We start from the raw sequence: 22,807 nt of genomic DNA on the forward strand, positions 1-22,807 counted from the left end.
AAGCCGGGTGGTCCGCCCGGGGTCAGAGCCGCTCGATGATGGTGACGTTGGCCTGGCCGCCGCCCTCGCACATGGTCTGGAGGGCGTAGCGTCCGCCGCGGCGTTCGAGTTCGTGCAGCATGGTCGTCATCAGCCGGGTCCCGGTGGCTCCGATGGGATGCCCCAAGGCGATTGCGCCGCCGTTGACATTGACCCGGTCCAGGTCGGCGCCGGTCTCCTTCGCCCAGGCGAGGACGACCGATGCGAACGCCTCGTTGATCTCGATGAGGTCGAAGTCGCCGATCGACATGCCGGTCTTCTGGAGGGCGTACCGGGTCGCCGGGATCGGGCCGGTCAGCATCCAGACGGGGTCGTCACCGCGGACGGAGATGTGATGGATGCGCGCCCGCGGCTTCAGCCCGAGGTCGGTGACGGCCTGTTCGGAGGCGATCAGGACAGCGGACGCGGCGTCGCTGATCTGGCTGGCGACGCCGGCGGTGATCCGCCCGCCCTCGCGCAGCGTCCGGAGCGCCGCCATCTTCTCCAGGTCGGTGTCGCGGCGTGGTCCCTCGTCGGCGGAGACACCGCCGATCGGGGCGATCTCCTTGGCGAACCGCCCCTCGTCGGTCGCGGCGATGGCCCGGTGATGGCTGCGGAGCGCGAACTCCTCCATCTCCGCGCGGGAGATCTCCCACTTCTCGGCGATCATCTCGGCCGCCCGGAACTGGGACACCTCCTGGTCCCCGTAGCGGGCGCGCCATCCCGGCGACTCTGCGAACGGGGTGGTGAAGCCGTACTGCTCCCCCACCGCCATCGCGGCCGAGATCGGGATCGCCGACATGTTCTGCACGCCGCCCGCGACGATGAGGTCGGCCGTGCCGGACATGACGCCCTGCGCGGCGAAGTGCACCGCCTGCTGGCTGGACCCGCACTGCCGGTCGATGGTCACGCCCGGCACGTGGTCCGGCATGCCGGCGACCAGCCAGGCGGTCCTGGCGATGTCCCCGGCCTGCGAGCCGATGGTCTCGGTGCAACCGAAGATCACGTCGTCGACGCGTCCCGGATCGACGCCGCTGCGGTCCACGAGTGCGGAGATGGCGTGGGCGCCCAGGTCCGCGGAGTGGACGGCGGAGAGTGCGCCACCACGGCGGCCGACCGGCGTGCGGACCGCCTCGATGATGTAGGCCTCGGCCATGTGAACCTTCCTCAGGGGTCGGGGTACGGCGAGATCAGGGGTGCTGGCTGCTCACCGACACCACCTCGCCGGTGAGATAGGACGCGTAGTCGGCGGCGAGGAAGACCATGACGTTCGCGATCTCCCATGGCTCGGCGGCCCGCCCGAACGCCTCACGGGCCTTCAACTCGGCCAGGAACTCGGCCGTGGTGACCTTGGCGAGGAACGGGTGCATCGCCAGGCTCGGCGAGACGGCGTTCACCCGGATCCCGTGCGGGGCGAGGTCCATGGCCGCGGACCTGGTCAGCGCCATCACGCCGGCCTTTGCCGCGGCGTAGTGAGCCTGGCCCTCCTGGGCGCGCCATCCGATGACGGAGGCGTTGTTGACGATCACACCGCGCCGTCCGGCTTCCACCATGCGGCGACCGGCCGCGCGGATGCACCGGAACGTCCCGGTCAGGGAGATGTCGAGAACCTTGCTCCACTCCTCGTCGGTCATGTCGAGGAGGGAGACGGTGCCGCCGAGCCCGGCATTGTTGATCATCACGTCGACGCCGCCGAACGCCTCGGCCGCGTCCAGCAGCGCACCCACCTGGGCCTCGTCGGTCACGTCGCATGGAACCGCCGCCACCCGCTCCGCCCCGAACTCCGCGCCGAGCGCCTCACGCGCCTCGGCGAGCCGCCGCTCGTGCGTGTCGCCGAGGACGACGGCGCGGGCGCCCTCCTCCAGGCACCGGCGGACCACCGCCGAGCCGATGCCCGCTCCAGCGGCGGCGGTGACCACGACGGTCCGCCCGTTCAGGAGCCCGTGGCCGGGCACGTAGGGCGGGACGGGCTGTTCGGTCTTGGCTGCGGTCACGGGCGGGCCTCCCTGGGCAGGCCGAGCACCCGCTCGGCGAGAATGTTCCGCTGGATCTCGTTGGATCCGCCGTAGATCGTGTCGGCGCGGCTGTGCAGGAACAGGCGCTGCAGGTCGTCGAGTTCGTACGGTGCACGTTCGACGACCAGCGACGCGGCCCCGGCGACCTGCATGGCGAGCTCGCCGAGGTCGCGGTGCCAGTTGGCCCAGAGCAGCTTGGACACCGACGCCTGCATCGGCCCGGTGGAGCCGTCCCCGGCCAGGGTGCGCAGGGCGTGCAGGCGCATCGCCTCCAGGCCGGTGCGGGCGTGCGCGAGGCGGTCCCGGATCACCGGGTCCTCGAAGGCGCCGTTGCGGCGGGCGAGGGCGACCACGGCGTCGAGTTCGCGCGCGAATCCGACCTGCTGTCCCACGGTGGAGATGCCGCGCTCGAAGCCGAGGGTCGCCATGGCGACCTTCCAGCCGTCGCCGGGCGCTCCGACCACGAGGGACGCCTCGGTGCGGGCGCCGTCGAAGTACACCTCGTTGAACTCCGACGTCCCGGTGAGCTGGTCGATGGGCCGGATCTCAACGCCGTCCTGGCGCATGGGGACGAGCAGGTACGACAATCCGTCATGGCGGCGGGAGCCCGGAACGGTGCGGGCCAGGACGAAGCACCAGTCCGCGTGGTGGGCCTGTGAGGTCCAGACCTTCTGGCCGTCGATCACCCACTCGTCCGCGTCGCGCCGCGCCCTGGTCGACACCGCGGCCAGATCGGAGCCCGCTCCCGGCTCGGAATAGCCCTGGCACCACAGTTCACGGACGGCGGCGATGGCCGGCAGGAACCGGCCCCGCTGCTCCCGGGTCCCGAGCGCGATCAGCGTCGGACCGAGCAGTTCCTCGCCGAGGTGGTTGACCCGGGCGGGCGCGTCGGCGCGCGCGTACTCCTCGTGGAAGATGATCTGGCGCGCCAGGCCCAGCCCGCGCCCGCCGTGCTCGACCGGCCAGCCGAGGCAGGTCCAGCCGTGCGCGCCGAGGTAGCGGTCCCACTCCAGCCGTTCACCGAACGCCTCGTCCTCCCTGCCGGGGCCGCCCAGCCCCCGCAGCCCTGCGAAGTCGCCGTGCAGGTGCGTTTCGAGCCAGTCCCGGACATCGCGCCGGAAGCCCTCGTCCTCCGCCGAATACGTCAGATCCACATCCGCCCCTCCGCCGTGCGCTTCGATCCCCGGGTTGCGGCCGTCCGCCGCGGACTGCACCATAGCAATGAAAATCAAACATTTGTTAGGCTTGCGTTCGCAAGAGCGCGTGCCACTCACTGGACGTCGGCAGGAGACGAAATGAGCAACGCGGACACAGCCGCCGTGGACCGGCCCGACGAGGAGGTCGTCACCTACGAGCGGCGCGGGACGGTGGCGATCGTCACCCTCAACCGCCCCGAGTACCGCAACGCCCAGAACTCGAAGGTCACCTACGCCCTCGACGCCGCCTTCACCCGCGCCGTCGACGACGACGAGGTGAAGGTCATCGTCCTCGCCGGCAACGGGCGGCACTTCTGCGCCGGGCACGACATCGGCACCCCCGGCCGGGACATCGACGAGTCCTTCGAGCGCAAGGCCGTGATCTGGTGGGACCACACCCGCAAGCAGGGCGTCGACCGGCGGCTCGCGCGAGAGGCGGAGGTCTACCTCGGAATGTGCCGCCGGTGGCGGGAGATCCCCAAGCCGATGATCGCGATGGTGCAGGGGGCGTGCATCGCCGGCGGGCTCATGCTGGCATGGTCCTGCGACTTCATCGTCGCCGCCGACGACGCCTTCTTCTCCGATCCCGTCGTCCGCATGGGCATCCCGGGCGTCGAGTTCTTCGCCCACCCGTGGGTGATGAACCCGCGGGCCGCGAAGGAGTTCCTCTACACGGGCGATCGCTTCCCGGCCGAACGCGCCCGCGAGCTCGGCATGGTCAACCACGTGGTGCCCCGCGCGGACCTGGAGGCGGAGACCCTGGCGATCGCCGAGCGGATCAGCCAGATGCCGTCGTTCGGGCTGGCACTGACGAAGAAGGCGATCAACCAGGCCGAGGACCTGCAGGGCATGCGGTCGGGGATGGACTCGGTCTTCGGCCTCCACCACGCCGCGCACGCGCACAACGCCGAGGTCGGCGTCGACTCGCTGGCCGGCATGGACGCCCGCGCGATGCGCGACTCGAACGGGGGGAACGGCCGGTGAACCTCGACTTGGACGACCGCGCACGCGCGTTCCGGGACGAGGCCCGTGCCTGGCTGCGCGAGCACGTTCCGCCCGCCCCCCTGCCGGACATGGACACCGCCGAAGGCTTCGAAGCCCACCGCGCTTGGGAGGCCACGCTGGCCGCCGGCCGCTGGTCCGTCGTGGCATGGCCGGAGGCCTACCTCGGCCGGGAAGCGTCACTTCTCGAATGGGTGCTCTTCGAGGAAGAGTACTACCGGGCCGGCGGCCCGGCCCGGGTGGCGCAGAACGGGATCTCGCTGCTCGCGCCCATCCTCTTCGAGTACGGCACCCCCGAGCAGCGGGAGCGCTATCTGCGTCCCATGGCGGACGGTACGGAGATCTGGGCCCAGGCGTGGTCGGAGCCCGAGGCCGGCAGCGACCTGGCGGCGTTGCGCAGCACCGCCGTCCGCGACGAGTCCCGGGGCGGCTGGATTCTCAACGGCCAGAAGACCTGGAGCTCCCGCGCCGCGTTCGCGCACCGCGGGTTCGGGCTGTTCCGGTCCGCCCCCGAGGCCGGACGCCATCGCGGACTGACGTACTTCATGTTCCCCCTGGACGCGGACGGCGTCACCGTACGCCCCATCCGCAAGCTGGACGGACACCCGGGCTTCGCGGAGATCTTCTTCACCGACGTCTTCGTACCGGACTCCGACGTGCTCGGCGCACCCGGCGACGGGTGGCGGGTGGCGATGAGCACGGCGGGCAACGAGCGCGGCCTGTCGCTGCGCTCCCCCGGGCGCTTCTGCGCAGCGGCGGACCGGCTCCTCGACCTGTGGCGGGCGAACGGCGCGGGCGCCGAGACCGCGTCCCCGGACACCGCGGCACTCGGCCAGGACGTCGCCGACGCGTGGATCGCGGCCCAGGCCTACCACCTCTACACGTTCGGCACCCTCAGCCGCCTCGTCGAGGGCGGCGCCGTGGGGGCGAACGGCAGCGTCAACAAGATCTTCTGGTCGGAGCTCGACGTGCGGCTGCACGAGACCGCCCTGGACCTGCTCGGAGCCCGATCGGAGTTGCGCGGCGCGGGCGCGGCCGCCGGGGGCTCGTGGATGGACGGCTACCTCTTCGCGATTTCGGGGCCCATCTACGCGGGGACCAACGAGATCCAGCGCGACATCGTGGCCGAGCGGCTGCTCGGCCTGCCGAAAGGACGCCGATGAGATTCGCCCTGAGCGACGAGCAGCGCGCGTTCTCGCGGGCGCTGGACGCCCTGCTCACCGACGCGGGGGTTCCGGACGCGGCGCGCCGCTGGGCCGACGGCGACCCCGCACCGGGCCGGGACCTGTGGAGGCAACTGGCCGGCCTCGGGGTCACCGCGCTCTGCATGCCCGACGCCCATGGCGGGCTCGACGCCGCCCCCGCCGACGCGGTGGTCGCCTTTGAGGCCATCGGACGCCATGCCGTACCCGGTCCGTACGTCGAGTCGGCGGTCCTGGCACCGGTGCTGCTCGCGGCCGTCCGCGACGAGGCGTCCCTGGAGGGCATGGCCGACGGGAGCATCATCGTGACCGCCGCCGCGCCGCCCATGGCGCCGCTCGCCCTCGACGCGCATGCGGCGGACCGCGTGCTGCTCGTTGACGGGACGGCGCTGCACTCGGCGCGGACCGGCGACGCCCGCGCATCCGTCGACAGGTCCCGCCTCCTCTTCGAGGCCTCCTCCGGAGAAGAGCTGGGCTCCGTCGAACCCGGCCAGGTCGCGCGAGCGCTCGACGCCGCCGTCCTGGCCTGTTCCGCCCAGCTGCTCGGTGCCGGGGAGCGCGTCCTGGCGGACTCGGTCGAGTACGCCGGGTCGCGGCGGCAGTTCGGGCGCGCCATCGGCGAGTACCAGGCGATCAAGCACGCCCTCGCGGACATCCGCGTCGCCCTCGATTTCGCCCGTCCGCTGGTGTACGGCGCCGCCGTCTCGCTCGGCGCCGGCTCGCCCGACGCCTCCCGTGACGTCTCGGCGGCCAAGGCGGCGGTCTCGGCGGCTGCCTACCGCGCGTCCCGCACCGCGCTCCAGACGCACGGCGCCATCGGCTACACCGAGGAGTTCGACCTGGGCCTGTGGATCACGAAGATCCGCGCCCTCGTCTCCGCTTGGGGCACGGCCGGGTTCCACCGGTCCCGGGTGCTCGCCGCCATCACCGCCGCGTCACCGGCGCCCGCATCGCTCGCTTGAGGAGACTGTTGTGTACTTTGCACTGAGCGAGGAGCAGGCCGCGCTCGACGCGACCGTCCGGTCCCTGCTGGAGCGGCGCAGCGACGGGGAGGCCGTCCGCCAGGCGCTGCAGAGCCCGCGCGGCCACGATCCGGACCTGTGGGCGACGCTCTGCGAGCAGATCGGCGCCGCCGCCCTGGCAATTCCGGAGGAGTACGGAGGCGCGGGGTTCTCCTTGTTCGAGACCCACGTGGTCCTGGAACGACTGGGTTACGCGCTCACACCGTCTCCGCTGCTCGGCTCGGCGGTCCTGGGCGCACAGGCGATCCTGCGATCCGGCAGCGCCGACGCCTGCTCGCGGCTGCTTCCGGACATCGCGGCGGGCACGACCGTGGCCGCGCTGGCCTGGGCAGCCCCCGACGGCCACTGGCATCCGGACCGCTCCGGCGTGCGCGCCGCCAACGCCGGCGACGGCAGCACCCTGACCGGCTCGGCCCATCTGGTCCTCGACGGCGCACACGCCGACGTCCTACTCGTCGTGGCCGTGCGCGAAGACGGCCGGCCCGGCCTGTACGAGGTCGCCCCGGAAGGGGGCGGGGTCCGCCGTACTCCCATGCCGGGCTTGGACCTCACCCTGCGGTTCGCCAGGATCGACTTCCAGGCCGCGCCCGCGCGCCCACTGTGCGAGGACGCAGGCGTGCAGCTCGCCGAACTGCGGGACATCGCGGCCGTCGCCGTGACCGCCCTGCAGGTCGGGGCGGCCCAGCGGGGCCTGGACATGACGGTGGCGTACACCAAGGAGCGCGAGCAGTTCGGCCGTCCGATCGGCTCGTTCCAGGCGCTCAAGCACCGCATGGCCGACATGCTGGTGCACGTCGAGACGTCCCGGACGCTGTCCTGGGCGGCGGCCTGGTCCGCGGCGCAGGGGTCGGCGGACTTCGGGGAGAAGGCGGCGATGGCCAAGGCGTGGTGCTCCGACGCGCTGAACGCGGTGGCCGCCGAGACGGTCCAGTTGCACGGCGGCATCGCCATCACCTGGGAGCACGACGCTCAGCTGCTGTTCAAGCGCGCGCACGCCACGTCCCAGCTGTTCGGGCAGCCGCACGAGCAGCGCCGACGCCTCTTGGCGGCGGACCGGGGGAAGTCGCGCGCGGGTGCCGGGGCGGCCGCGGCCGCCCCGGCACCGCCCTAGCGCCCGCCGCCCTCCAACCGCTCCAGGACCTCGACGGCCTGGTCGACGATGCGCGCGATCAGCTCGCGGCAGCTCGGCAGGTCGTCGATGAGCCCGACGACCTGCCCCGTGGCCATGACGCCGATGTCGGGACGGCCGTCCAGCAGCGCCGTCCGGTAGAGCATGGGCGCGTTCGCCGCCATCACGACCTGGCTCCAGGTCAGGCCGTGATGGCGCTTCATGGCCAGTCCCTCCCGCACGATGTCCTTCCAGGGAGTCTTCGACAAGCGCTGGAAGGCGACGGCGTTTCCAGCCGCCCGCAGCAGGCGCCCGGGGGCGGTGCCGCGCTCGAGCCGGTCGATGGTTCGCCCGCGGACGACCCGCTGCGGCACTCCGTCGATCTGCAGCGTGAGCACGGTGTCCTCGACGCCGCGACGGAGGTACTCCTCCTTGACCGCCTGCGCCACCGGGGAGTCGGCCGTGAGCAGGAAGCGGGTGCCCATCGCGATCCCGTCGGCCCCGTAGGCGAGCGCCGACACCAGCCCGCGGCCGTCGAAGAAGCCGCCCGCGCCGAGGACGACGATGTCGGCGGCGTCGCGGGCCTGGGGCAGCAGCAGGCTCGTCGGGACCTGGCCGGTGTGCCCGCCGCCCTCACCGCCCTGCACGATGACGGCGTCGGCGCCCCAGGCGGCCACCTTCTCCACATGCCGGCGCGCGCCGGTGGACGGCATCACCACCAGCCCGCCGTCCTTGCACCGTTTGATCAGGTCCTCGCGCGGGGCCAGCGCGAAGGAGGCGACCTTCACCTTCTTGCGGATCAGCAGGTCGACGCGCTTCACGACGTCCGGCTGGTCCGCGCGGATGTTCACGCCGAAGGGCCGGTCGGTGAGCGACTGCACGGTGTCGACGGCCTGGAAGAGCTCCTCATAGGACAGCAGCCCGGCACTGAGGACCCCGAGTCCTCCGGCCTCGGCGGTCGCCGCCGTGAGGCGGGCGTCCGAGACGTATCCCATGCCGGTCTGGACGATCGGGTACTCGACGCCGAACAGTTCGGTCGCCCGGGTCTGCAGCGCGGGGTGCCGCCGCCTCCCCGCCGCGTTCGAACCGGACCTCGCGGCGAGCGTGTCGGGCTGCTGTGCCATGCGGACTTCCCTCTCTAACAAATGTTTGTTTTACTACGGCTCGACGAGTATGCGCGAGACGGCGCCCACCGGCAAGGGCGCGGCGCCGCGGACCGAGGAGGAACGACCGCGTTGAAGGACAAGACGATGTCCCTGGAGGACTTCGCCGGGACGATCGAATCGGGGATGACCATCGGCATCGGCGGCTGGGGCTCCCGCCGCAAGCCCATGGCGCTCGTCCGCGCACTGCTGCGGACCGATGTGCGCGATCTCACGGTCGTGAGCCTCGGCGGGCCCGACGTCGGGCTGCTCTGCGCGGCGGGAAAGGTGCGCAAGCTGGTCTACGGTTTCGTCTCCCTGGACAGCATCCCCCTCGATCCGCACTTCCGCGCGGCCCGCGAGAGCGGTGCCGTGGAGGTCGCCGAGTACGACGAGGGCATGTACGTGGCCGGGCTGCGGGCCGCGGCGCAGCGGCTGGACTTCCTGCCGACCCGGGCGGGCCTGGCATCGGACGTCCTCACCATGAACCCGGATCTGCGGACCGTCGCCTCCCCCTACGGCGAGGAGGAGTACGTCGCGATGCCCGCGCTGCGGACGGACGTAGCGCTGATCCACCTCAACCGGGCGGACGCCGCGGGCAACGGGCAGTACCTCGGCCCCGACCCCTATTTCGACGACCTCTACGCCATGGGCGCGGACCGCTGCTTCCTGAGCTGCGAGGAGGTCGTGCCCACCGGGCGGCTCCTCGCACCGGGCGAGGATGGACGCAGCGCTCCGGTGCAGTCGCTCCTGGTCGGCCGCATATACGTCACGGGAGTGATCGAGGCCCCGGACGGCGCCCACTTCACGTCCTGCGTCCCCGACTACGACCGCGACGAGGCGTTCCAGAAGGAGTACGCCGCAGCCGCGAAGGACCCGGACGCCTGGCGGACATTCGAGCAGACCTACCTGCGCGGCGGCGAGGACGCCTACCGCGCCGCGATCGCCGGCCGGGCGGCGGTCGGCGCCGACGAGAGGAATGCCTGACCATGGAGTTCACCCGAGCCGAGGTGTGCATCGCCGCCGCGTCCGACTCCTGGCGCGACGCCGGAGAGGTGCTGGCGCACGCGGTGGGCACGGTGCCCGTCGTCGGCGCCCGGCTGGCCCGCATGACCCACTCCCCCGACCTCGTGCTGTCCGACGGCGAGGCGTTCTTCATGGCCGAGCCCCCGCCCCTCGGGCGGACCGCCGCGGCCGGCGGCGTGATCGAGGCGTGGGTGCCCTTCCGCAGGGTCTTCGACGTGCTGCAGTCGGGCCGCCGCCAGAGCATGATGGGGGCGAGCCAACTCGACCGGTACGGCAACCAGAACATCTCCGCGATCGGCGACTGGCGACGGCCGAAGCGGCAGCTGATCGGGGTGCGCGGCGCGCCCGGCAACACCGTGAACCACCGGACGAACTACTGGGTGGCGCGCCACTCCCCCAAGGTCTTCGTCGAGCGGGTCGACATCGTGTCCGGAGTGGGCAACGACCGGGCCCGGGAGGCCGGTGGCGCCGCATTGCGGTTCCATGATCTCGGCGTCGTCATCACCGACCTCGGCGTACTGGACTACGCGGCCGATGGGACACTGCGCATCAGGTCGGTCCACCCGGGCGTCACCGTCGAGGAGGTCCAGCGCAGCACCGGCTTCGCCATCGACGGGACGGACGCGACCGAGACCCGCGCGCCCACGCCGGAGGAGCTGCGGCTGATCCGCGAAGTGATCGACCCATCGTCGGCGCGGACCCGCGAGGTCGCCGGTTGAGCGGAGGGCGGCGGGCGTTCCTAGAGCAGTCCGTGGAAGGCCAGCGCGAGGAACTCCTCGGCGACGCTCTCGGACGTCAGCTGCCCCCCGGGCCGGTACCAGCGCACGCTGGACCAGATGGAGTCGCGGATGAACAGGTAGGACACCTTGATGTCGAGGTCCGGCCGGAAGACGCCGGACGTCTGGCCCGCGGTGAGCACCCGCAGCCAGATCTGCTCGATCTTCAGGCTGTAGTCGGCGACGTACTCGAACGCCTCCTGCCCGATCAGGTTGTCGCTCTCGCTCTGGTACACGGCCACCGCGTGCGGCGCCTCGACGATCCAGGCGAAGGATACGCGGATCAGCTTGCTGAGTGCCTCGCGTGGGTCATCGCCCTGCCGTTCGATCTCCGAGAACCCCTCGTAGAGGGGGGAGAGGAAGTCCCGGAGGATCACGTCGAGCATGTCCTCCTTGGAGCTGAAATGATGGTAGATGCTCCCGGGAAGTATCCCGGACTTGTCGGCGATATCGCGGACCGTCGTCCCGGCGTACCCCTGAGTGGCGAAGAGCTCGGCCGCAACGGCCAGCAGGCGTGCGCGCCTGTCGATGCCGTCCGCCCGGACCGCCTCCTTCTTCGGCGGTCGGCCGCCCGCCCTCGCCACCGTCATGTGCGTCTCCTCGTCTTGACCAACTGTTTGTTCGCTTGCGCCGTCCAGTGTCGCGCACGGCTCGTGCCGACCCCGAACCCGCCCCGTTCCCCTGGAGTGACATGCACGCCGTGACCCCGTCGATGACCATCCCCGGAATGTTGCGCGATGCCGTGCGGGACCATGGTGCCCGCCTCGCCGTCGCGGACGGAGGCGTCCGGTTGAGCTACCGGGACCTCGCCGGGCTCGCCGAACGCGCCGCCCGCGCGTTCCTGCGGCTCGGCGTACGGCCGGGTGACCGCGTGGCGATCTGGATGCCGAACCGGTACGAGTTCATCGTCGCGATGCTCGGCGCGCAGTCCCTCGGCGCGGTGGTCGTGCCGATGAACACACGCTACCGGGGCCACGAGGCCGCCGCGATCCTGGCGCGGTCCCGCGCCTGCGCACTGGTCGCCTCGAACGGCTTCCTGGACCTCGGCCTCACCGGCATGCTGCGAACGGCGGCCGCCGAAGCCGACGGCCCGCGCGGCGCGGGTCCCGTCCCGGGCCTGCCGCACCTGCGCACCGTCGTCGACGTGCCCGCCGGGCGGGCGCCCGCCGATGCGCTGCCCTGGCCGGACTTCCTCGCGGGCGGGGACGAGGTGCCGGCGGAGGCCGCCCAGGAGGCCGCCGACCGCGTGCGGCCCGACGACCTGTGCGACATCCTGTACACGTCGGGAACGACCGGACGGCCGAAGGGCGTGATGAGCGCCCACCGCCAGACGGTCGACGTCGCCCGCATCTGGGCCGCGGGCGCGGGTCTGTCCCCTGAGGACCGCTACGCGGTGGTCAACCCCTTCTTCCACGGGTTCGGGTACAAGGCCGGGGTGATCACGTCCCTCACCGCAGGAGCGTCCGTCCACCCGGTGCCAGTGTTCGACGGCGACCGCCTGCTCGAACTGATCGAGCGCGAGCGCATCACGGTGCTGCCCGGGACGCCGACTCTGTTCCTGTCCCTGCTGGCCCATCCCCGCCTCAAGGAACACGACCTCTCCTCGCTGCGCTTCGCCACCGCCGGCGCGGCCACCGTCCCCGAGACCCTCTTCACCCGGATGCGGGAGGAGCTCGGGTTCGCCCAGGTGGCGCAGGCGTACGGCCTGACAGAGTGCATGATGGTCACCCAGTCCCGGCCGAACGAGGACCCGCGGCACGTCGCCGAGACGACCGGACCGCCGGTCGCGGGAGTGGAGCTCCGCCTGGTGGGCGGCGACGGCACCGAAGTGCCGCCCGGCGAGGACGGCGAGATCCTGGTCCGCGGGCGCAACACCATGCTCGGCTACTTCGAGGACGAGGAGGCCACCCGCGACGCGGTCGGCCCGGACGGCTGGCTGCGCACCGGTGATGTCGGGCGTCTCGACGAGCACGGCTGTCTCAAGATCACCGACCGGTTGAAGGACATGTTCACGGTCGGCGGGTTCAACGTCTATCCGGCCGAGGTGGAGAACGTGCTGGCAGCGCACCCCGACGTCGCGGAGGCCGCCGTCGTGGCCCGGCCCGACGCGCGCATGGGGTCCGTCGCGGTCGCCCACGTCGTGGCGCGTCCGGGGGCGGTCCCCGATCCCGGCGAACTCATCGCGCACTGCCGGTCCCGGCTGGCCGGTTTCAAGGCGCCCCGCGAGATCGTCCTCACCGGGAGCCTGCCGCGCAACGCCGCCGGCAAGATACTCAAGACGGAACTGCGGGCCGCCGCCAGCCGGGACGGCGGCCGACCGGCCGGCGGCTGAGGCCCGCGTCCGCGCCGGGCCGGTGCTCAGGGCGCCGATTCCCGGAGCATCTCGACGCCCGGCGCGTACTGCAGGAAGGCCGGCCACTCACCGCCGCCGTCCACATTGAGGACGGCGCCGGTGACGTGGGCGGCGAGCGGCGACGCGAGCAGAGCGCAGGCATGCCCGACGTCGGCCGGCGCGGCGAACACGCCGCGGGGGATCGTCGCGGCCACGCGCTCCATCCGCGCGGGGTCCCCGTAGTGGTCCGCCGCCCCCTCCGTCTCGACGAGGCCGCAACTGACGGCGTTGACCCTGACCCGCGGCGCCCACTCGACGGCGAGGCTCCGGGTCAGGCTCTCCAGCGCCGCCTTCGCCGCCCCGTACACCGCCGTGCCGGGGCTGGGACGGCGCGCGCTGACGGATGTGATGTTGAGGACCACGCCGCCGGACTCCTGCGCGTTCATCACCGGATGCGCCGCCTGCGCCAGGAACACGCCTGCGAGGAAGTTCAGGTCGGTGACCCGGCGGTGGAAGCGCGGGGAGGCGGAGGCGAACGCGGTGAAGGGCGCTCCCCCGGCGTTGTTCACGACGACGTCGATCCTGCCGTGCCGTCCCGCCGCCGCGTCCACCCACCGGGCGACCTGTTCCTCGTCCCGGACGTCGACACGGGTGAACGCGGGTCCAGACGCGTCCCCACCGGGGTCGGTACGGCCGCAGACCTCCACGGCCGCCCCGGCCTCCATGAAGGTCCGGGCGATTCCCGCCCCGACGCCGCGGGTTCCGCCGGTCACCAGGACGACCCGGCCCGCGAAATCGATCGTCAGCGCCAACTCTCATTCCCTCCTAAGCATCAGCGCCTGCCCGATGGCCGGCATCTGCTGCTGCCCGCCGGACATGTCGCCGGCAGAGCACGGCGCGCTTCTGCCTCCGCCCGTCCGCTGCGGCTGCGGCTAAAACAAACATTTGTTAGCCTCGGGAGGCTAGGATGACCTGGATCACATCGTCAAGGGAAGCCCCGGCCGCCCTAGGGCGGCCGGGGCCGGGATCCCGTGTCAGGAGTGCGCTTGATCGCCCTTCAGCGGCTCGCCGGTGGCGACGAAGGCGTCCCGGTGCCGATCGGCCACGCCGGCGAGCGAGAGCTCGAACGTGAAGCCCTGCTCGAACCGGTAGGAGCGGTTGACGTCCACGGGATCGATGCCGTTCAGCGCCTCTTTCGCCGCCCGGACGACGGTCGTGTCCTTCGCGGCGATCTCCTGGGCCACCGCGATGGCCGCGTCGTCGAGCCGCTCGCGCGGCACCACGTCCAGGACCGACCCGTACTGCAGGAGCTGCCGGGCCGGAATCGTCCGGCTCGTGTAGTACAGCGTGCGGAGCAGGTGGACGGGCACCAGCCGGGCGAGGTGCGTGGCGGCGCCCAGCGCTCCGCGGTCGACCTCGGGCACCCCGAAGTAGGCGTCCTCGGAAGCGACGATGGTGTCGGCGTTACCGACCAGGCCGACGCCGCCGCCGAGGCAGAAGCCGTGGACCGCGGCGACGACCGGGACCGCGCACTCGTAGATGGCCTTGAACGCCGCGTAGCACTGCCGGTTGACTCCCACGAGCGCCTCGAAACCGGGCGTCCGCTGCAGTTCCTTGATGTCCACCCCGGCGTTGAATCCGCGCCCCTCGGCCCGGAGCACGACGACCCGCGCGTCCTCGTCCCGGCCCGCCTCCGCCACGGCGGCGGCCAGGTCGCGCCAGCCCGCCACCGGCAGTGCGTTGACCGGCGGGAAGTCCATCGTGATGACGCGGATGCCGCCCTGCGCGACCGACGTGATGCCCATGTTCCGCCCCTCTCGGCGCGCCGACCTGCGGGCGCTCTTGTTGGCCAAATGTTTGTTAGGTAACTTAGCATCGCGGTGCACCACCACCCCCGGGCACGCGAGCGATCGCCGGCGCGCCCCACGGATGAGGAGAGATTGTGAGCGGAATATGCACCGGCAGGATCGCCATCGTCACCGGCGCCGGACGCGGGCTGGGGCGGGCGCACGCGCTCGAACTCGCCCGGCAGGGCGCCCGGGTGGTCGTCAACGACCTGGGGGCCGAACTGGACGGCGGCGGGCGGTCGGCGGGGCCCGCGCAGGAGGTCGTCGAGGAGATCCGGGCCCTGGGCGGTGAGGCCGTCGCCAACGGCGAGGACGTCGCCGACTTCGACGGCGCCCGGCGGCTCGTCCGGCAGGCGATCGACACGTTCGGCGGGCTGGACGTCCTCGTCGCCAACGCCGGGTTCCTGCGCGACCGGATGCTGGTCAACACCTCCGAGGAGGAGTGGGACGCCGTCGTCAGGGTGCACCTCAAGGGGCATTTCGCCACCCTGCGGCACGCGGCCGAGTACTGGCGCGCCGAGTCCAAGGCCGGACGGGCCCGCAGCGCGCGCGTCATCGCCACGACATCCGGCGCGGGCCTGCAGGGCAGCGTCGGCCAGGCGGCCTACAGCGCGGCCAAGGCCGGGATCGCGGCGCTCACCCTGGTCGCGGCGGAGGAGCTCGGCCGGTACGGCGTCACCGTCAACGCGCTCGCCCCGTCGGCGCGGACCCGGATGACCGAGACCGCGTTCGCCGAGAAGATGGCCGCATCGGACACCGGGTTCGACGCCATGACCCCCGAGAACGTCTCACCGGTCGTGGCCTGGCTCGCGACCGAGGAGTCCGCGGACGTGACCGGCCGGGTGATCGAGGTCGAGGGCGGCCGGATCTGCCTGGAGGACGGGTGGCGGCACGGCCCGGCCGCCGCGCTCGACCGCCGGTGGGACGCGGCCGGCGTCGGGGCCGCGCTGCGCGGCCTCATCGACGGCTCCCCCGCCCCCGAGCCGGTCTACGGCGCCAAGTGACCCGTTCCGCCATCGCAGGTTCTACCAGGGAGGTAGTCATGTCCGACGCCGTCATCGTCGCCATGGCCCGGTCGCCGATCGGCCGGGCGTTCAAGGGCTCGCTGAAGGACATGCGCGCCGACGACCTGCTCGGTCAGATGCTCGCCGCCGCGTTCGCCCAGGCCCCCGCGCTGGACCCTGCGTCCCTGGACGACCTGGTGGTCGGGTGCGCCCAGCCCGCCGGTGAGCAGGGCTACAACATCGCCCGGCAGGCCGCCGTCGGCGCGGGGCTCGACGAGGTCCCCGGGACCGTCGTGCAGCGGTACTGCGCGTCGAGCGTGCAGGCGACGCGGATGGCACTGCACGCGATCAGGTCGGGCGAGGGGCACGCCTTCGTCGCCGCCGGCGTCGAGTGCGTCTCCCGGTTCGGCAGGGGCAAGGCGGACGGGATGGACGGCACCCGCAACCCCCGGTACGCCGACGCGTCGGCCCGGACCGAAGCCCGGTCCGGCGCCGGCGCACCGCCGTGGACGGACCCGCGCGGCAACGGCGAGCTCCCCGACCCCTACATCGCCATGGGGCAGACGGCGGAGAACGTCGCGGTGCTGCGCGGTGTGAGCCGAGAGCGCCAGGACGAGTTCGCGGTCCGGAGCCAGAACCTGGCCGAGAAGGCGATCGCCGACGGCTTCTTCGACACCGACATCACGCCCGTGACCCTTCCCGACGGCACGGTCGTGGCTCGTGACGACTGCCCGCGCGCGGGAGTGACCATCGAATCGGTGTCGGCGCTCACTCCGGTGTTCCGCCCGGACGGGACGGTCACCGCGGCGAACTGCTGCCCGCTGAACGACGGCGCCGCCGCGCTCGTGGTCGTGTCCGCCGAGCGGGCCCGCGACCTCGGGCTGGCACCGCTGGCCCGGATCGTGTCCACCGGGGTGTCGGCCCTGTCTCCGGAGATCATGGGGCTCGGCCCGACCGAGGCGATGACCCGGGCGCTCGGCCACGCCGCCCTGCGCGCGTCCGACCTTGATCTCGTCGAGATCAACGAGGCTTTCGCCGCGCAGGTGCTCCCGGTGTGCGACGACCTCGGCCTGGACCTGGACGCGGTCAACCCGCACGGCGGTGCGATCGCGCTCGGCCATCCGTTCGGCATGACCGGGGCACGCATGATCACCACGCTCGTCAACGGGCTGCGCCGGCGCGATGGGGAGTTCGGCGCCGTCACCATGTGCGCGGCGGGCGGCCAGGGCATGGCACTGATCCTGCAGCGGATGTCCTGATGGCCGCCGTGGACGGAACCGGGCCCGGCACGGTGAGGGAGGACCCGTTGACCGAGAACGCGGACGCTTGGGTGGGGCGATCACTCGGCGAGCGCACGGTCGCGTGGACCGAGCGGGACGCCGTTCTGTACGCGCTCGCGGTCGGGGCCAAGGCGACGGAACTCGACCTCGTCTACGAGGACCGGCTCCGCACGCTGCCCACCTTCGGGTTGACGCTCGCCCAGTGGGGGCCGGACGCGCTGGGCGAGGCAGGGGCGTTCGACACCTCACGCGGGTTGCACGGCGCCCAGCGACTGGAGGTGCTGGCGCCGCTGCCGCCGCGCGGCGAGCTGACGATGTCGGCCTGTGTGGAGGCCGTCTGGGACAAGGGCTCGGCCGCGGTCTTCGAGGTCCGGGTGGACAGCGAGTGCTTCGTCGCCCATTGGTCCATCTTCGCTCCCGGCGCGGGGGGCTTCGGAGGGGAACGCGGGCCCGGCGGTTCGCGCGTCCCGATGCGAGACGCGACCCACACCCTGCCGGTCGAGACGTTCGCCGAGCAGGCGGCGCTGTACCGGTTGTGCGGCGACCGGCACGCGATCCACATCGATCCGGACGCCGCCCGCGCGATCGGCGGGGAGCGTCCGATCCTGCACGGCCTGTGCACCATGGCCGCAAGCCTGCTCGTCCTCGCGCGCGGCATCGGCGCGCACCCGGCCGACCTGCGCGCCGCGAGCTGCCGCTTCACCTCCCCGGTCGTCCCGGGGGACGTTCTGGAGCTCACGGCCGACACGTCGGGAGCGACCGCGGCCTTCGAGGTCGGCATGGGCGCCGCGATCGTGCTCGGCTCCGGTCTGGCCCGGTTCGGCGACGGATGAGGGGGCGGAGCGGATGAGAACCGGCAGCGCGACTCCGGCGTCCATGATCGACCGTGTGGTGTGCGTCATCGACGCCTTCGACGGCCCGGCCCACCTGTCGCTCGCCGAGGTGGTGCGGCGGACCGACCTGCCGCGCTCATCCGTCCACCGCATCCTCGAACGCCTGGTGGCCGTCCGCTGGCTGGTCCGGGAGGGGAACCGGTACCGGCTCGGGCTCCGCATGCTCGAGCTCGGGTCGCTGGTCCTCCAGCAGGACCGCATCCGGGACGCCGCGACGCCCTTCATGCATCAGCTGGCCGCCGCCAGCCGCAACGTCGTGCATCTGGCCGTCCTGGACGGAACGGAGATCGTCTATCTGGAGAAGATCGGCGCTTCGCACGGAGCGGGTCTGCCCTCGCGGACGGGCGGCCGCGCCCCGGCCTACTGCACCGCCGTGGGGAAGGCGCTGCTCGCGTACGCCGACGACGAGGCCGTGCAGCGGGTCATCGACGGCGGGTTGCGGGCGCGGACGCCGTTCACGGTCACCGACCCCGTCCGGCTGCGGCGGGAACTGCGGCGGGTGCGCGAGAGCGGGGCCGCCTTCGACCGGGAGGAGGCGGTCCGGGGTGTGGGCTGCGTCGCCGCGGCCGTGCGCGGGCCCGGTGCTCCCGTGGCGGCGCTGTCGGTGTGCGGGCCGATCCGCCGGATGGACTTCGGCCGGCTCACCCCGGCGGTGCAGCACGCGGCGCAGCGGGTCTGGCGTGCGGCCGGTGCCCTCCCGGTGCAGGACCGACCGCACGCCGCCGAACGCCCCCGCGCCGGCGGCTGGCCGACCGGAGCGCTGGACGCGTGGGCCACCTGGCCGCGGCTGACCGACTGGTTCTGACGGCGTTCCAATGATCGGGAGAGCGCATCGTCCCCGTGCTCTCACCTGCGAAGAATCGATGGTGAGCCGGATTCTCGCGACGCCTGATCGGAGGCACCCCCATGACGTCCAGTCCCCCGGGCTGGGACCACGAGGTCGACATCCTGCTGGCCGGCAGCGGCGCCGGCGGGATGGCCGGTGCCATCGCCGCCCACGACGCGGGACTGTCCGCGCTCGTCGTCGAGAAGGCGCCCCGCTACGGCGGATCGACCGCCCTGTCCGGCGGCGGGATCTGGATCCCCAACAACCCCACGCTGAAGCGGCTGGGCCGCGAGGACGACCCCGAGGACGTCCGCCGGTACCTGCGGGCGATCATCGGGGGCCGCGTGCCCGCCGCCCGGCTGGACGCCTACGTGGACCAGGGCCCCGCGGCGATGGAGGCGCTCCATCGGGTGAGCCGGCATATGGACTTCAGTTGGTGTCCCGGCTACTCCGACTACCATCCGGAGGCGCCGGGCGGGCGGCCGCTCGGGCGGACCATCGAGCCGCGGCCGATCGACGCGCGGCGGCTCGGCCCGGACGAGGAGTTCCTACTGGAGGCGGACCTGCCGTCCCCGATGGGCCTGTGGTTCACCGGGTACGAGGGCCGGCAGCTGATGATGTTCCGGCGCACCTGGTCCGGCAAGTGGATGCTGCGCATCGCCGCCTGGCGGGTGCTGAGCAATCTCGTGCGTCGCCGCCACATGAAGACCCTCGGTGCCTCGCTCGTCGTCCGGCTCCGGCTGACGATGCAGGACCTGCGGATACCGCTGTGGCTGAACACTCCGCTCACCGACCTGGTCGTCGAGGACGGCCAGGTGATCGGCGCCGTGGTCGAGCGCGACGGCCGCCCCTTGCGCGTCCGGGCCAGGTGCGGTGTCGTCATCGCCACCGGCGGCTTCGACCACGACGCCGACCTGCGTAAGGAGCACCTCCCGGAACTGGGCCGGGAGGACTTCAGCGCGGGGGCCGGCAGCAACGTCGGCGACGGCATCCGCATCGGGCATCGGGCCGGAGCCGCGCTGGACCTCATGGACGACGCGTGGTGGATGCCCTCCGTCAGGCTGCCCGGCGGTTCGGTCTTCCCACTGGTCACCGAGCGGTGCATTCCCCGAATGGTGATCGTGGACCAGAAGGGTGAGCGGTTCACGAACGAGGCGGCGCCCTACGTCAACTTCGTGCACGCGCAGTTGGAGGGAGGCCACGTCCCCGCATACGAGATCTTCGACGCGAAGGCGCGCAGCCGCTACCAGTTCGCCGGGATCATGCCGGGGCAGCCGTTCCCCCGCGACTGGTACACCAGCGGCCTGGTCACCAAGGCCGACGACCTCGGCGACCTCGCCCGGCGCATCGGCGTGCCGGCGGACGCCCTCAAGGCGACCGTGCGGCGCTTCAATGCTCTTGCCCGCAACGGCCGCGACGAGGACTTCGGGCGCGGCGACAGCGCCTACGACCACTACTACGGTGACCCGACACTGCCGAACCCCAACCTCGACGAGATCGGCGGCGGCCCGTACTACGCGGTCCGCATCGAGGTCGGCGACCTGGGTACCAAGGGCGGCCTCGTTACCGACGAGCATGCCCGAGTGCTGCGCGCGGACGGCAGGGCCGTCGAGGGGCTCTACGCCACCGGCAACGCGTCCGCCGCGGTGATGGGAAACGAGTACGCCGGAGCCGGCGCCACGATCGGTCCCGCAATCACCTTCGGCTACGTCGCCGCCCGCCACGCTGCGGCTCGTCCCGCCGTGACGCGGTAGCGGCCCGCTCCCCGGAACAGAAGGGCTCGGCGGCAGTGCCGCCGAGCCCTTCCCCACTCCCCCGCCCGGGAGATTGCGTTCGTCGGTCTCGTTCAGTCGTAGGTGACTTCGACGTCCTCGGTCACGGGCAGGGACTGGCAGCCCAGTACCCAGCCCTCGGCGAGGTCCTCCTCTTCGAGGACGTCGTTGCGCAGCATCTTCACCTCGCCGGAGACCACCTGGCAGGCGCATGCGCTGCACGCGCCCTCGCGGCAGGAGAACGGCGCCCTCACGCCGTTGGCCAGCAGAACGTCGAGCAGCCGGGTCCCGGACGGCCAGGCAAGGGAGTGCCGCTCGCCGTCGATGGTGACCGTCATCCGTGCGTCCGCGTCGCCGCTGGACGCCGCGGGGAGCGGTGCAGGCTCGGCGAACGGGTCGCCGGTGAGTGAGTGGAAGCGCTCCACGATCACTCTTTCCCGTGGTAGGCCGACGACCCGCATCGCGTCCGCGACCGCGTCCATGAACGGTTCCGGACCGCAGACGAACGCGGCGTCCCGGTCCGCGTGCGGGGCGGCGAGAGCGGCCAGGGCGGGGGCCGTGGGCAGCCCCTGGACGCTCTCCAGCCAGTGGACGACCTGGAGCCGCCCGGGATGGCGCTCCACCAGCCGGCGCAGTTCGGCGGCGAAGATCACCGATGACTCGTCGCGGTTGGCGTAGCACAGCACCGCGCTCCCCTCGGGGCGCGCCAGTACCGCCTTGATGATGGACATCACCGGTGTGATGCCGCTGCCGCCGGCGAAGAGGAGGAGGCGGCCGTCCAGCCGCTCCGGCGTGAACAGGCCCGCCGGGGGCAGCACCTGGAGAGTGTCGCCCGGGCGGACGTGGTCGCAGATCCAGTTCGACCCGGTTCCGCCGGAGACCCGCTTCACCGTGATCTTCATGTGCGGGTCCACACCCGGTGCGCTGGACAGCGAGTAGCAGCGGGCGGTCCCCGAGCCGTCGGCGGCCGGTATCCGCACCGTCAGGAACTGGCCCGGCCGGTGGTCGAACCGGTCGCGTACTTCCTCGGGCGCTTCGAGCACCAGGGACCGGGCGTCCCGGGTCTCGTCGATGACGTCCAGGACCGTCACCGTGCAGGCCCCGATATCGGTCACGGTCAACTCTCGGCCTTCACGGGCTTGGGCTCGACCTTGACGGTGCGACCGGCGGCGATGTTCTCCTGCACCTGCCGCTCCCAGAACTCGTTGGCCCGCTCGGTGTCGATCTCGTACTCGAACCGCCGTGTCATCTCAGCGGTGACGTCCTCGACGTCGACGTAGAACTGCTCGTACCAGCGGCGCAGTTGGTAGACCGGCCCGTCCTCCTCGCACAGCAGCGGATTGTCGATCTTGGCCTTGTTCCGCCAGATCTCCACGTCCTGGAGGAAGCCCTTCTCCACGCCGGCGGCGAACCCCTCCGCCATCTGCTCGGCCTCGTCCATCGTCACGCCCTCCTGCTTCTTGACCATCACGCCCCACTGGAGGACGAAGCTGGTCGGCGAAACGGGGTAGTGGCAGTTGATCAGAATGGACTCGGTGGTCACACCGCCGCCGGTGCCCGTCATCGGATTGATCATGTAGGACGGCCCGTAGTAGGAGGCCTCCGAGAGGTTCGTCCGCTCATCGCCCGAGTAGTGCGTCCCCAGGTCCACGTCCGGACGGGACTTGCCGTTCATGTACTGGCTGGCGATGTGGCCCTCGAAGACGTTTTTGAAATAGGTCGGGAACGAGTAGTGGACATAGAAGAAGTGGGCCATGTCCACCACGTTGTCGACGATCTCCCGGCAGTGGGAGCCCTCGATCAGGACGCTGTCCCACGTCCAGGAGGTCCATTCGTCCGAGCCCACCTCCGCGATCTCCGGGATGGTCACCTCGGGCGGCGGCGGATTGCCCTGCGGATCGTTCCACACGAACAACTGGCCGTTGCGTTCCAGCGTTGTCCAGGCCTTGGTCCGCGCCCGCGGCGGCACCCGGCGGGAGTAGGGGATTCCGGCGCACCGGCCGTTGCCGGCCCAGCGCCAGTCATGGAAGGGACAGGCGATCGCGTCACCCTTGATCTCGCCCTGAGTGAGGTCCCCGCCCATGTGCGGGCAGTAGGCGTTCAGCGCGTTGAGCTTGCCGGTGCTGTCGGCGAAGACGACTAGCATGGTTCCGAACGCCTCCACCGCGTGGGGCTTGCCGTCGTCGAACCGGTCCCTCAGGCCGAGGCAGTGCCAGCCGCGCGCGTACCGGGTGGGCGGTGCGGCCGCCTCGATCACGCGAACCTCGTCGTCCAGGGCGTGCTGGGATGTGGTCACGGGAGAACTCCAGGATCGGGGCCCGGCGGAGCCGGACAGGGCGGGAATGC

At 72.1% G+C, this 22,807-nt stretch carries 21 protein-coding genes; 12 read left to right on the forward strand and 9 right to left on the reverse strand.

What is annotated here, in order from left to right:
• Window positions 1-22: 22 nt before the first annotated feature.
• Genes FKD65_RS06255 through FKD65_RS06265 form a run of 3 tightly spaced genes read right to left on the reverse strand, consistent with a single transcriptional unit; the run spans window position 23 to window position 3,187 of the window.
• Window positions 23-1,174, reverse strand: coding sequence for an acetyl-CoA C-acetyltransferase (locus FKD65_RS06255; RefSeq protein WP_141576579.1), 1,152 nt, complete (start codon window positions 1,172-1,174; stop codon window positions 23-25).
• 34 nt (window positions 1,175-1,208) lie between these two features.
• Entirely contained in the window at window positions 1,209-2,012 is an 804-nt protein-coding gene (locus FKD65_RS06260) for an SDR family oxidoreductase (RefSeq protein ID WP_141576580.1), read from the reverse strand.
• Window positions 2,009-3,187: an acyl-CoA dehydrogenase family protein gene (locus tag FKD65_RS06265; protein ID WP_141576581.1), complete on the reverse strand. Its 1,179-nt coding sequence runs from the start codon at window positions 3,185-3,187 to the stop codon at window positions 2,009-2,011. The genes FKD65_RS06260 and FKD65_RS06265 overlap by 4 nt, the downstream gene beginning before the upstream one ends.
• 141 nt (window positions 3,188-3,328) lie before the next feature.
• Between FKD65_RS06265 and FKD65_RS06270 the strand changes: the two genes are divergently transcribed.
• Genes FKD65_RS06270 through FKD65_RS06285 form a run of 4 tightly spaced genes read left to right on the forward strand, consistent with a single transcriptional unit; the run spans window position 3,329 to window position 7,566 of the window.
• Window positions 3,329-4,213 (forward strand): enoyl-CoA hydratase, encoded by an 885-nt coding sequence (locus FKD65_RS06270; protein WP_141576582.1) that lies wholly within the window; start codon window positions 3,329-3,331, stop codon window positions 4,211-4,213.
• Window positions 4,210-5,394: an acyl-CoA dehydrogenase family protein gene (locus tag FKD65_RS06275; RefSeq protein ID WP_141576583.1), complete on the forward strand. Its 1,185-nt coding sequence runs from the start codon at window positions 4,210-4,212 to the stop codon at window positions 5,392-5,394. Before FKD65_RS06270 ends, FKD65_RS06275 begins: the two co-directional genes overlap by 4 nt.
• Window positions 5,391-6,395 carry an acyl-CoA dehydrogenase gene (locus FKD65_RS06280; RefSeq protein WP_141576584.1) on the forward strand — a complete coding sequence of 335 codons (1,005 nt, stop codon included), beginning with the start codon at window positions 5,391-5,393 and terminating at the stop codon, window positions 6,393-6,395. Before FKD65_RS06275 ends, FKD65_RS06280 begins: the two co-directional genes overlap by 4 nt.
• 10 nt (window positions 6,396-6,405) lie before the next feature.
• The gene (locus FKD65_RS06285; RefSeq protein ID WP_141576585.1) at window positions 6,406-7,566 is read left to right on the forward strand and encodes an acyl-CoA dehydrogenase family protein; all 1,161 of its coding nucleotides are present in this window, start codon (window positions 6,406-6,408) and stop codon (window positions 7,564-7,566) included.
• Here the strand turns inward: FKD65_RS06285 and FKD65_RS06290 are convergent.
• On the reverse strand, window positions 7,563-8,687 hold the full coding sequence (locus FKD65_RS06290) for a nitronate monooxygenase family protein (RefSeq protein WP_141576586.1): 1,125 nt from the start codon (window positions 8,685-8,687) through the stop codon (window positions 7,563-7,565). The genes FKD65_RS06285 and FKD65_RS06290 overlap by 4 nt on opposite strands.
• Window positions 8,688-8,813: 126 nt before the next feature.
• Between FKD65_RS06290 and FKD65_RS06295 the strand changes: the two genes are divergently transcribed.
• Together FKD65_RS06295 and FKD65_RS06300 are read left to right on the forward strand one after the other, a co-directional pair.
• Window positions 8,814-9,692, forward strand: a complete 879-nt coding sequence (locus tag FKD65_RS06295; RefSeq protein ID WP_141586446.1) for a CoA transferase subunit A — start codon at window positions 8,814-8,816, stop codon at window positions 9,690-9,692.
• Between the two features lie 2 nt (window positions 9,693-9,694).
• Window positions 9,695-10,450: a CoA-transferase subunit beta gene (locus FKD65_RS06300; RefSeq protein WP_205718565.1), complete on the forward strand. Its 756-nt coding sequence runs from the start codon at window positions 9,695-9,697 to the stop codon at window positions 10,448-10,450.
• 20 nt (window positions 10,451-10,470) lie between these two features.
• On the opposite strand, the gene FKD65_RS06305 is transcribed toward FKD65_RS06300, so the two are convergent.
• Complete coding sequence (locus FKD65_RS06305; protein ID WP_141576587.1) at window positions 10,471-11,097, reverse strand: TetR/AcrR family transcriptional regulator; 627 nt, start codon at window positions 11,095-11,097, stop codon at window positions 10,471-10,473.
• Between the two features lie 137 nt (window positions 11,098-11,234).
• Between FKD65_RS06305 and FKD65_RS06310 the strand changes: the two genes are divergently transcribed.
• Window positions 11,235-12,839 carry an AMP-binding protein gene (locus tag FKD65_RS06310; RefSeq protein ID WP_240809989.1) on the forward strand — a complete coding sequence of 535 codons (1,605 nt, stop codon included), beginning with the start codon at window positions 11,235-11,237 and terminating at the stop codon, window positions 12,837-12,839.
• 26 nt (window positions 12,840-12,865) lie between these two features.
• On the opposite strand, the gene FKD65_RS06315 is transcribed toward FKD65_RS06310, so the two are convergent.
• Window positions 12,866-13,651: an SDR family oxidoreductase gene (locus FKD65_RS06315; RefSeq protein ID WP_141576589.1), complete on the reverse strand. Its 786-nt coding sequence runs from the start codon at window positions 13,649-13,651 to the stop codon at window positions 12,866-12,868.
• A 222-nt stretch (window positions 13,652-13,873) separates the two neighbouring features.
• On the reverse strand, window positions 13,874-14,644 hold the full coding sequence (locus FKD65_RS06320) for an enoyl-CoA hydratase family protein (protein ID WP_141576590.1): 771 nt from the start codon (window positions 14,642-14,644) through the stop codon (window positions 13,874-13,876).
• A gap of 137 nt (window positions 14,645-14,781) precedes the next feature.
• Between FKD65_RS06320 and FKD65_RS06325 the strand changes: the two genes are divergently transcribed.
• From FKD65_RS06325 to FKD65_RS06345, 5 genes are all read left to right on the forward strand, one after another.
• Window positions 14,782-15,690, forward strand: a complete 909-nt coding sequence (locus tag FKD65_RS06325; RefSeq protein ID WP_141576591.1) for an SDR family oxidoreductase — start codon at window positions 14,782-14,784, stop codon at window positions 15,688-15,690.
• A gap of 38 nt (window positions 15,691-15,728) precedes the next feature.
• Window positions 15,729-16,949: an acetyl-CoA C-acetyltransferase gene (locus FKD65_RS06330; RefSeq protein WP_141576592.1), complete on the forward strand. Its 1,221-nt coding sequence runs from the start codon at window positions 15,729-15,731 to the stop codon at window positions 16,947-16,949.
• Window positions 16,950-16,996: 47 nt separating this feature from the next.
• Entirely contained in the window at window positions 16,997-17,803 is an 807-nt protein-coding gene (locus tag FKD65_RS06335; RefSeq protein WP_240809990.1) for a MaoC/PaaZ C-terminal domain-containing protein, read from the forward strand.
• 13 nt (window positions 17,804-17,816) lie between these two features.
• Window positions 17,817-18,668 (forward strand): IclR family transcriptional regulator, encoded by an 852-nt coding sequence (locus tag FKD65_RS06340; protein WP_141576594.1) that lies wholly within the window; start codon window positions 17,817-17,819, stop codon window positions 18,666-18,668.
• Window positions 18,669-18,769: 101 nt separating this feature from the next.
• Entirely contained in the window at window positions 18,770-20,443 is a 1,674-nt protein-coding gene (locus FKD65_RS06345) for an FAD-binding protein (RefSeq protein ID WP_141576595.1), read from the forward strand.
• Between the two features lie 92 nt (window positions 20,444-20,535).
• Here FKD65_RS06345 and FKD65_RS06350 read toward each other — a convergent pair whose 3' ends face one another.
• Window positions 20,536-21,576 (reverse strand): ferredoxin--NADP reductase, encoded by a 1,041-nt coding sequence (locus tag FKD65_RS06350; RefSeq protein ID WP_141576596.1) that lies wholly within the window; start codon window positions 21,574-21,576, stop codon window positions 20,536-20,538.
• A 2-nt stretch (window positions 21,577-21,578) separates the two neighbouring features.
• Window positions 21,579-22,757: a Rieske 2Fe-2S domain-containing protein gene (locus FKD65_RS06355; RefSeq protein ID WP_240809991.1), complete on the reverse strand. Its 1,179-nt coding sequence runs from the start codon at window positions 22,755-22,757 to the stop codon at window positions 21,579-21,581.
• Window positions 22,758-22,807: the final 50 nt, after the last annotated feature.

It is taken from the genome of Actinomadura sp. WMMA1423, from assembly GCF_006547145.1.
Classification (GTDB): domain Bacteria; phylum Actinomycetota; class Actinomycetes; order Streptosporangiales; family Streptosporangiaceae; genus Spirillospora.

Bases quoted from the DNA above. Each gene is read 5' to 3' on its own strand.
- FKD65_RS06340 (WP_141576594.1), top strand. From the start codon at position 17,817: ATGAGAACCGGCAGCGCGACTCCGGCGTCCATGATCGACCGTGTGGTG.
- FKD65_RS06270 (WP_141576582.1), top strand. From the start codon at position 3,329: ATGAGCAACGCGGACACAGCCGCCGTGGACCGGCCCGACGAGGAGGTC.
- FKD65_RS06255 (WP_141576579.1), bottom strand. From the start codon at position 1,174: ATGGCCGAGGCCTACATCATCGAGGCGGTCCGCACGCCGGTCGGCCGC.
- FKD65_RS06295 (WP_141586446.1), top strand. From the start codon at position 8,814: ATGTCCCTGGAGGACTTCGCCGGGACGATCGAATCGGGGATGACCATC.
- FKD65_RS06305 (WP_141576587.1), bottom strand. From the start codon at position 11,097: ATGACGGTGGCGAGGGCGGGCGGCCGACCGCCGAAGAAGGAGGCGGTC.
- FKD65_RS06320 (WP_141576590.1), bottom strand. From the start codon at position 14,644: ATGGGCATCACGTCGGTCGCGCAGGGCGGCATCCGCGTCATCACGATG.
- FKD65_RS06345 (WP_141576595.1), top strand. From the start codon at position 18,770: ATGACGTCCAGTCCCCCGGGCTGGGACCACGAGGTCGACATCCTGCTG.
- FKD65_RS06310 (WP_240809989.1), top strand. From the start codon at position 11,235: ATGTTGCGCGATGCCGTGCGGGACCATGGTGCCCGCCTCGCCGTCGCG.
- FKD65_RS06330 (WP_141576592.1), top strand. From the start codon at position 15,729: ATGTCCGACGCCGTCATCGTCGCCATGGCCCGGTCGCCGATCGGCCGG.
- FKD65_RS06290 (WP_141576586.1), bottom strand. From the start codon at position 8,687: ATGGCACAGCAGCCCGACACGCTCGCCGCGAGGTCCGGTTCGAACGCG.
- FKD65_RS06280 (WP_141576584.1), top strand. From the start codon at position 5,391: ATGAGATTCGCCCTGAGCGACGAGCAGCGCGCGTTCTCGCGGGCGCTG.
- FKD65_RS06300 (WP_205718565.1), top strand. From the start codon at position 9,695: ATGGAGTTCACCCGAGCCGAGGTGTGCATCGCCGCCGCGTCCGACTCC.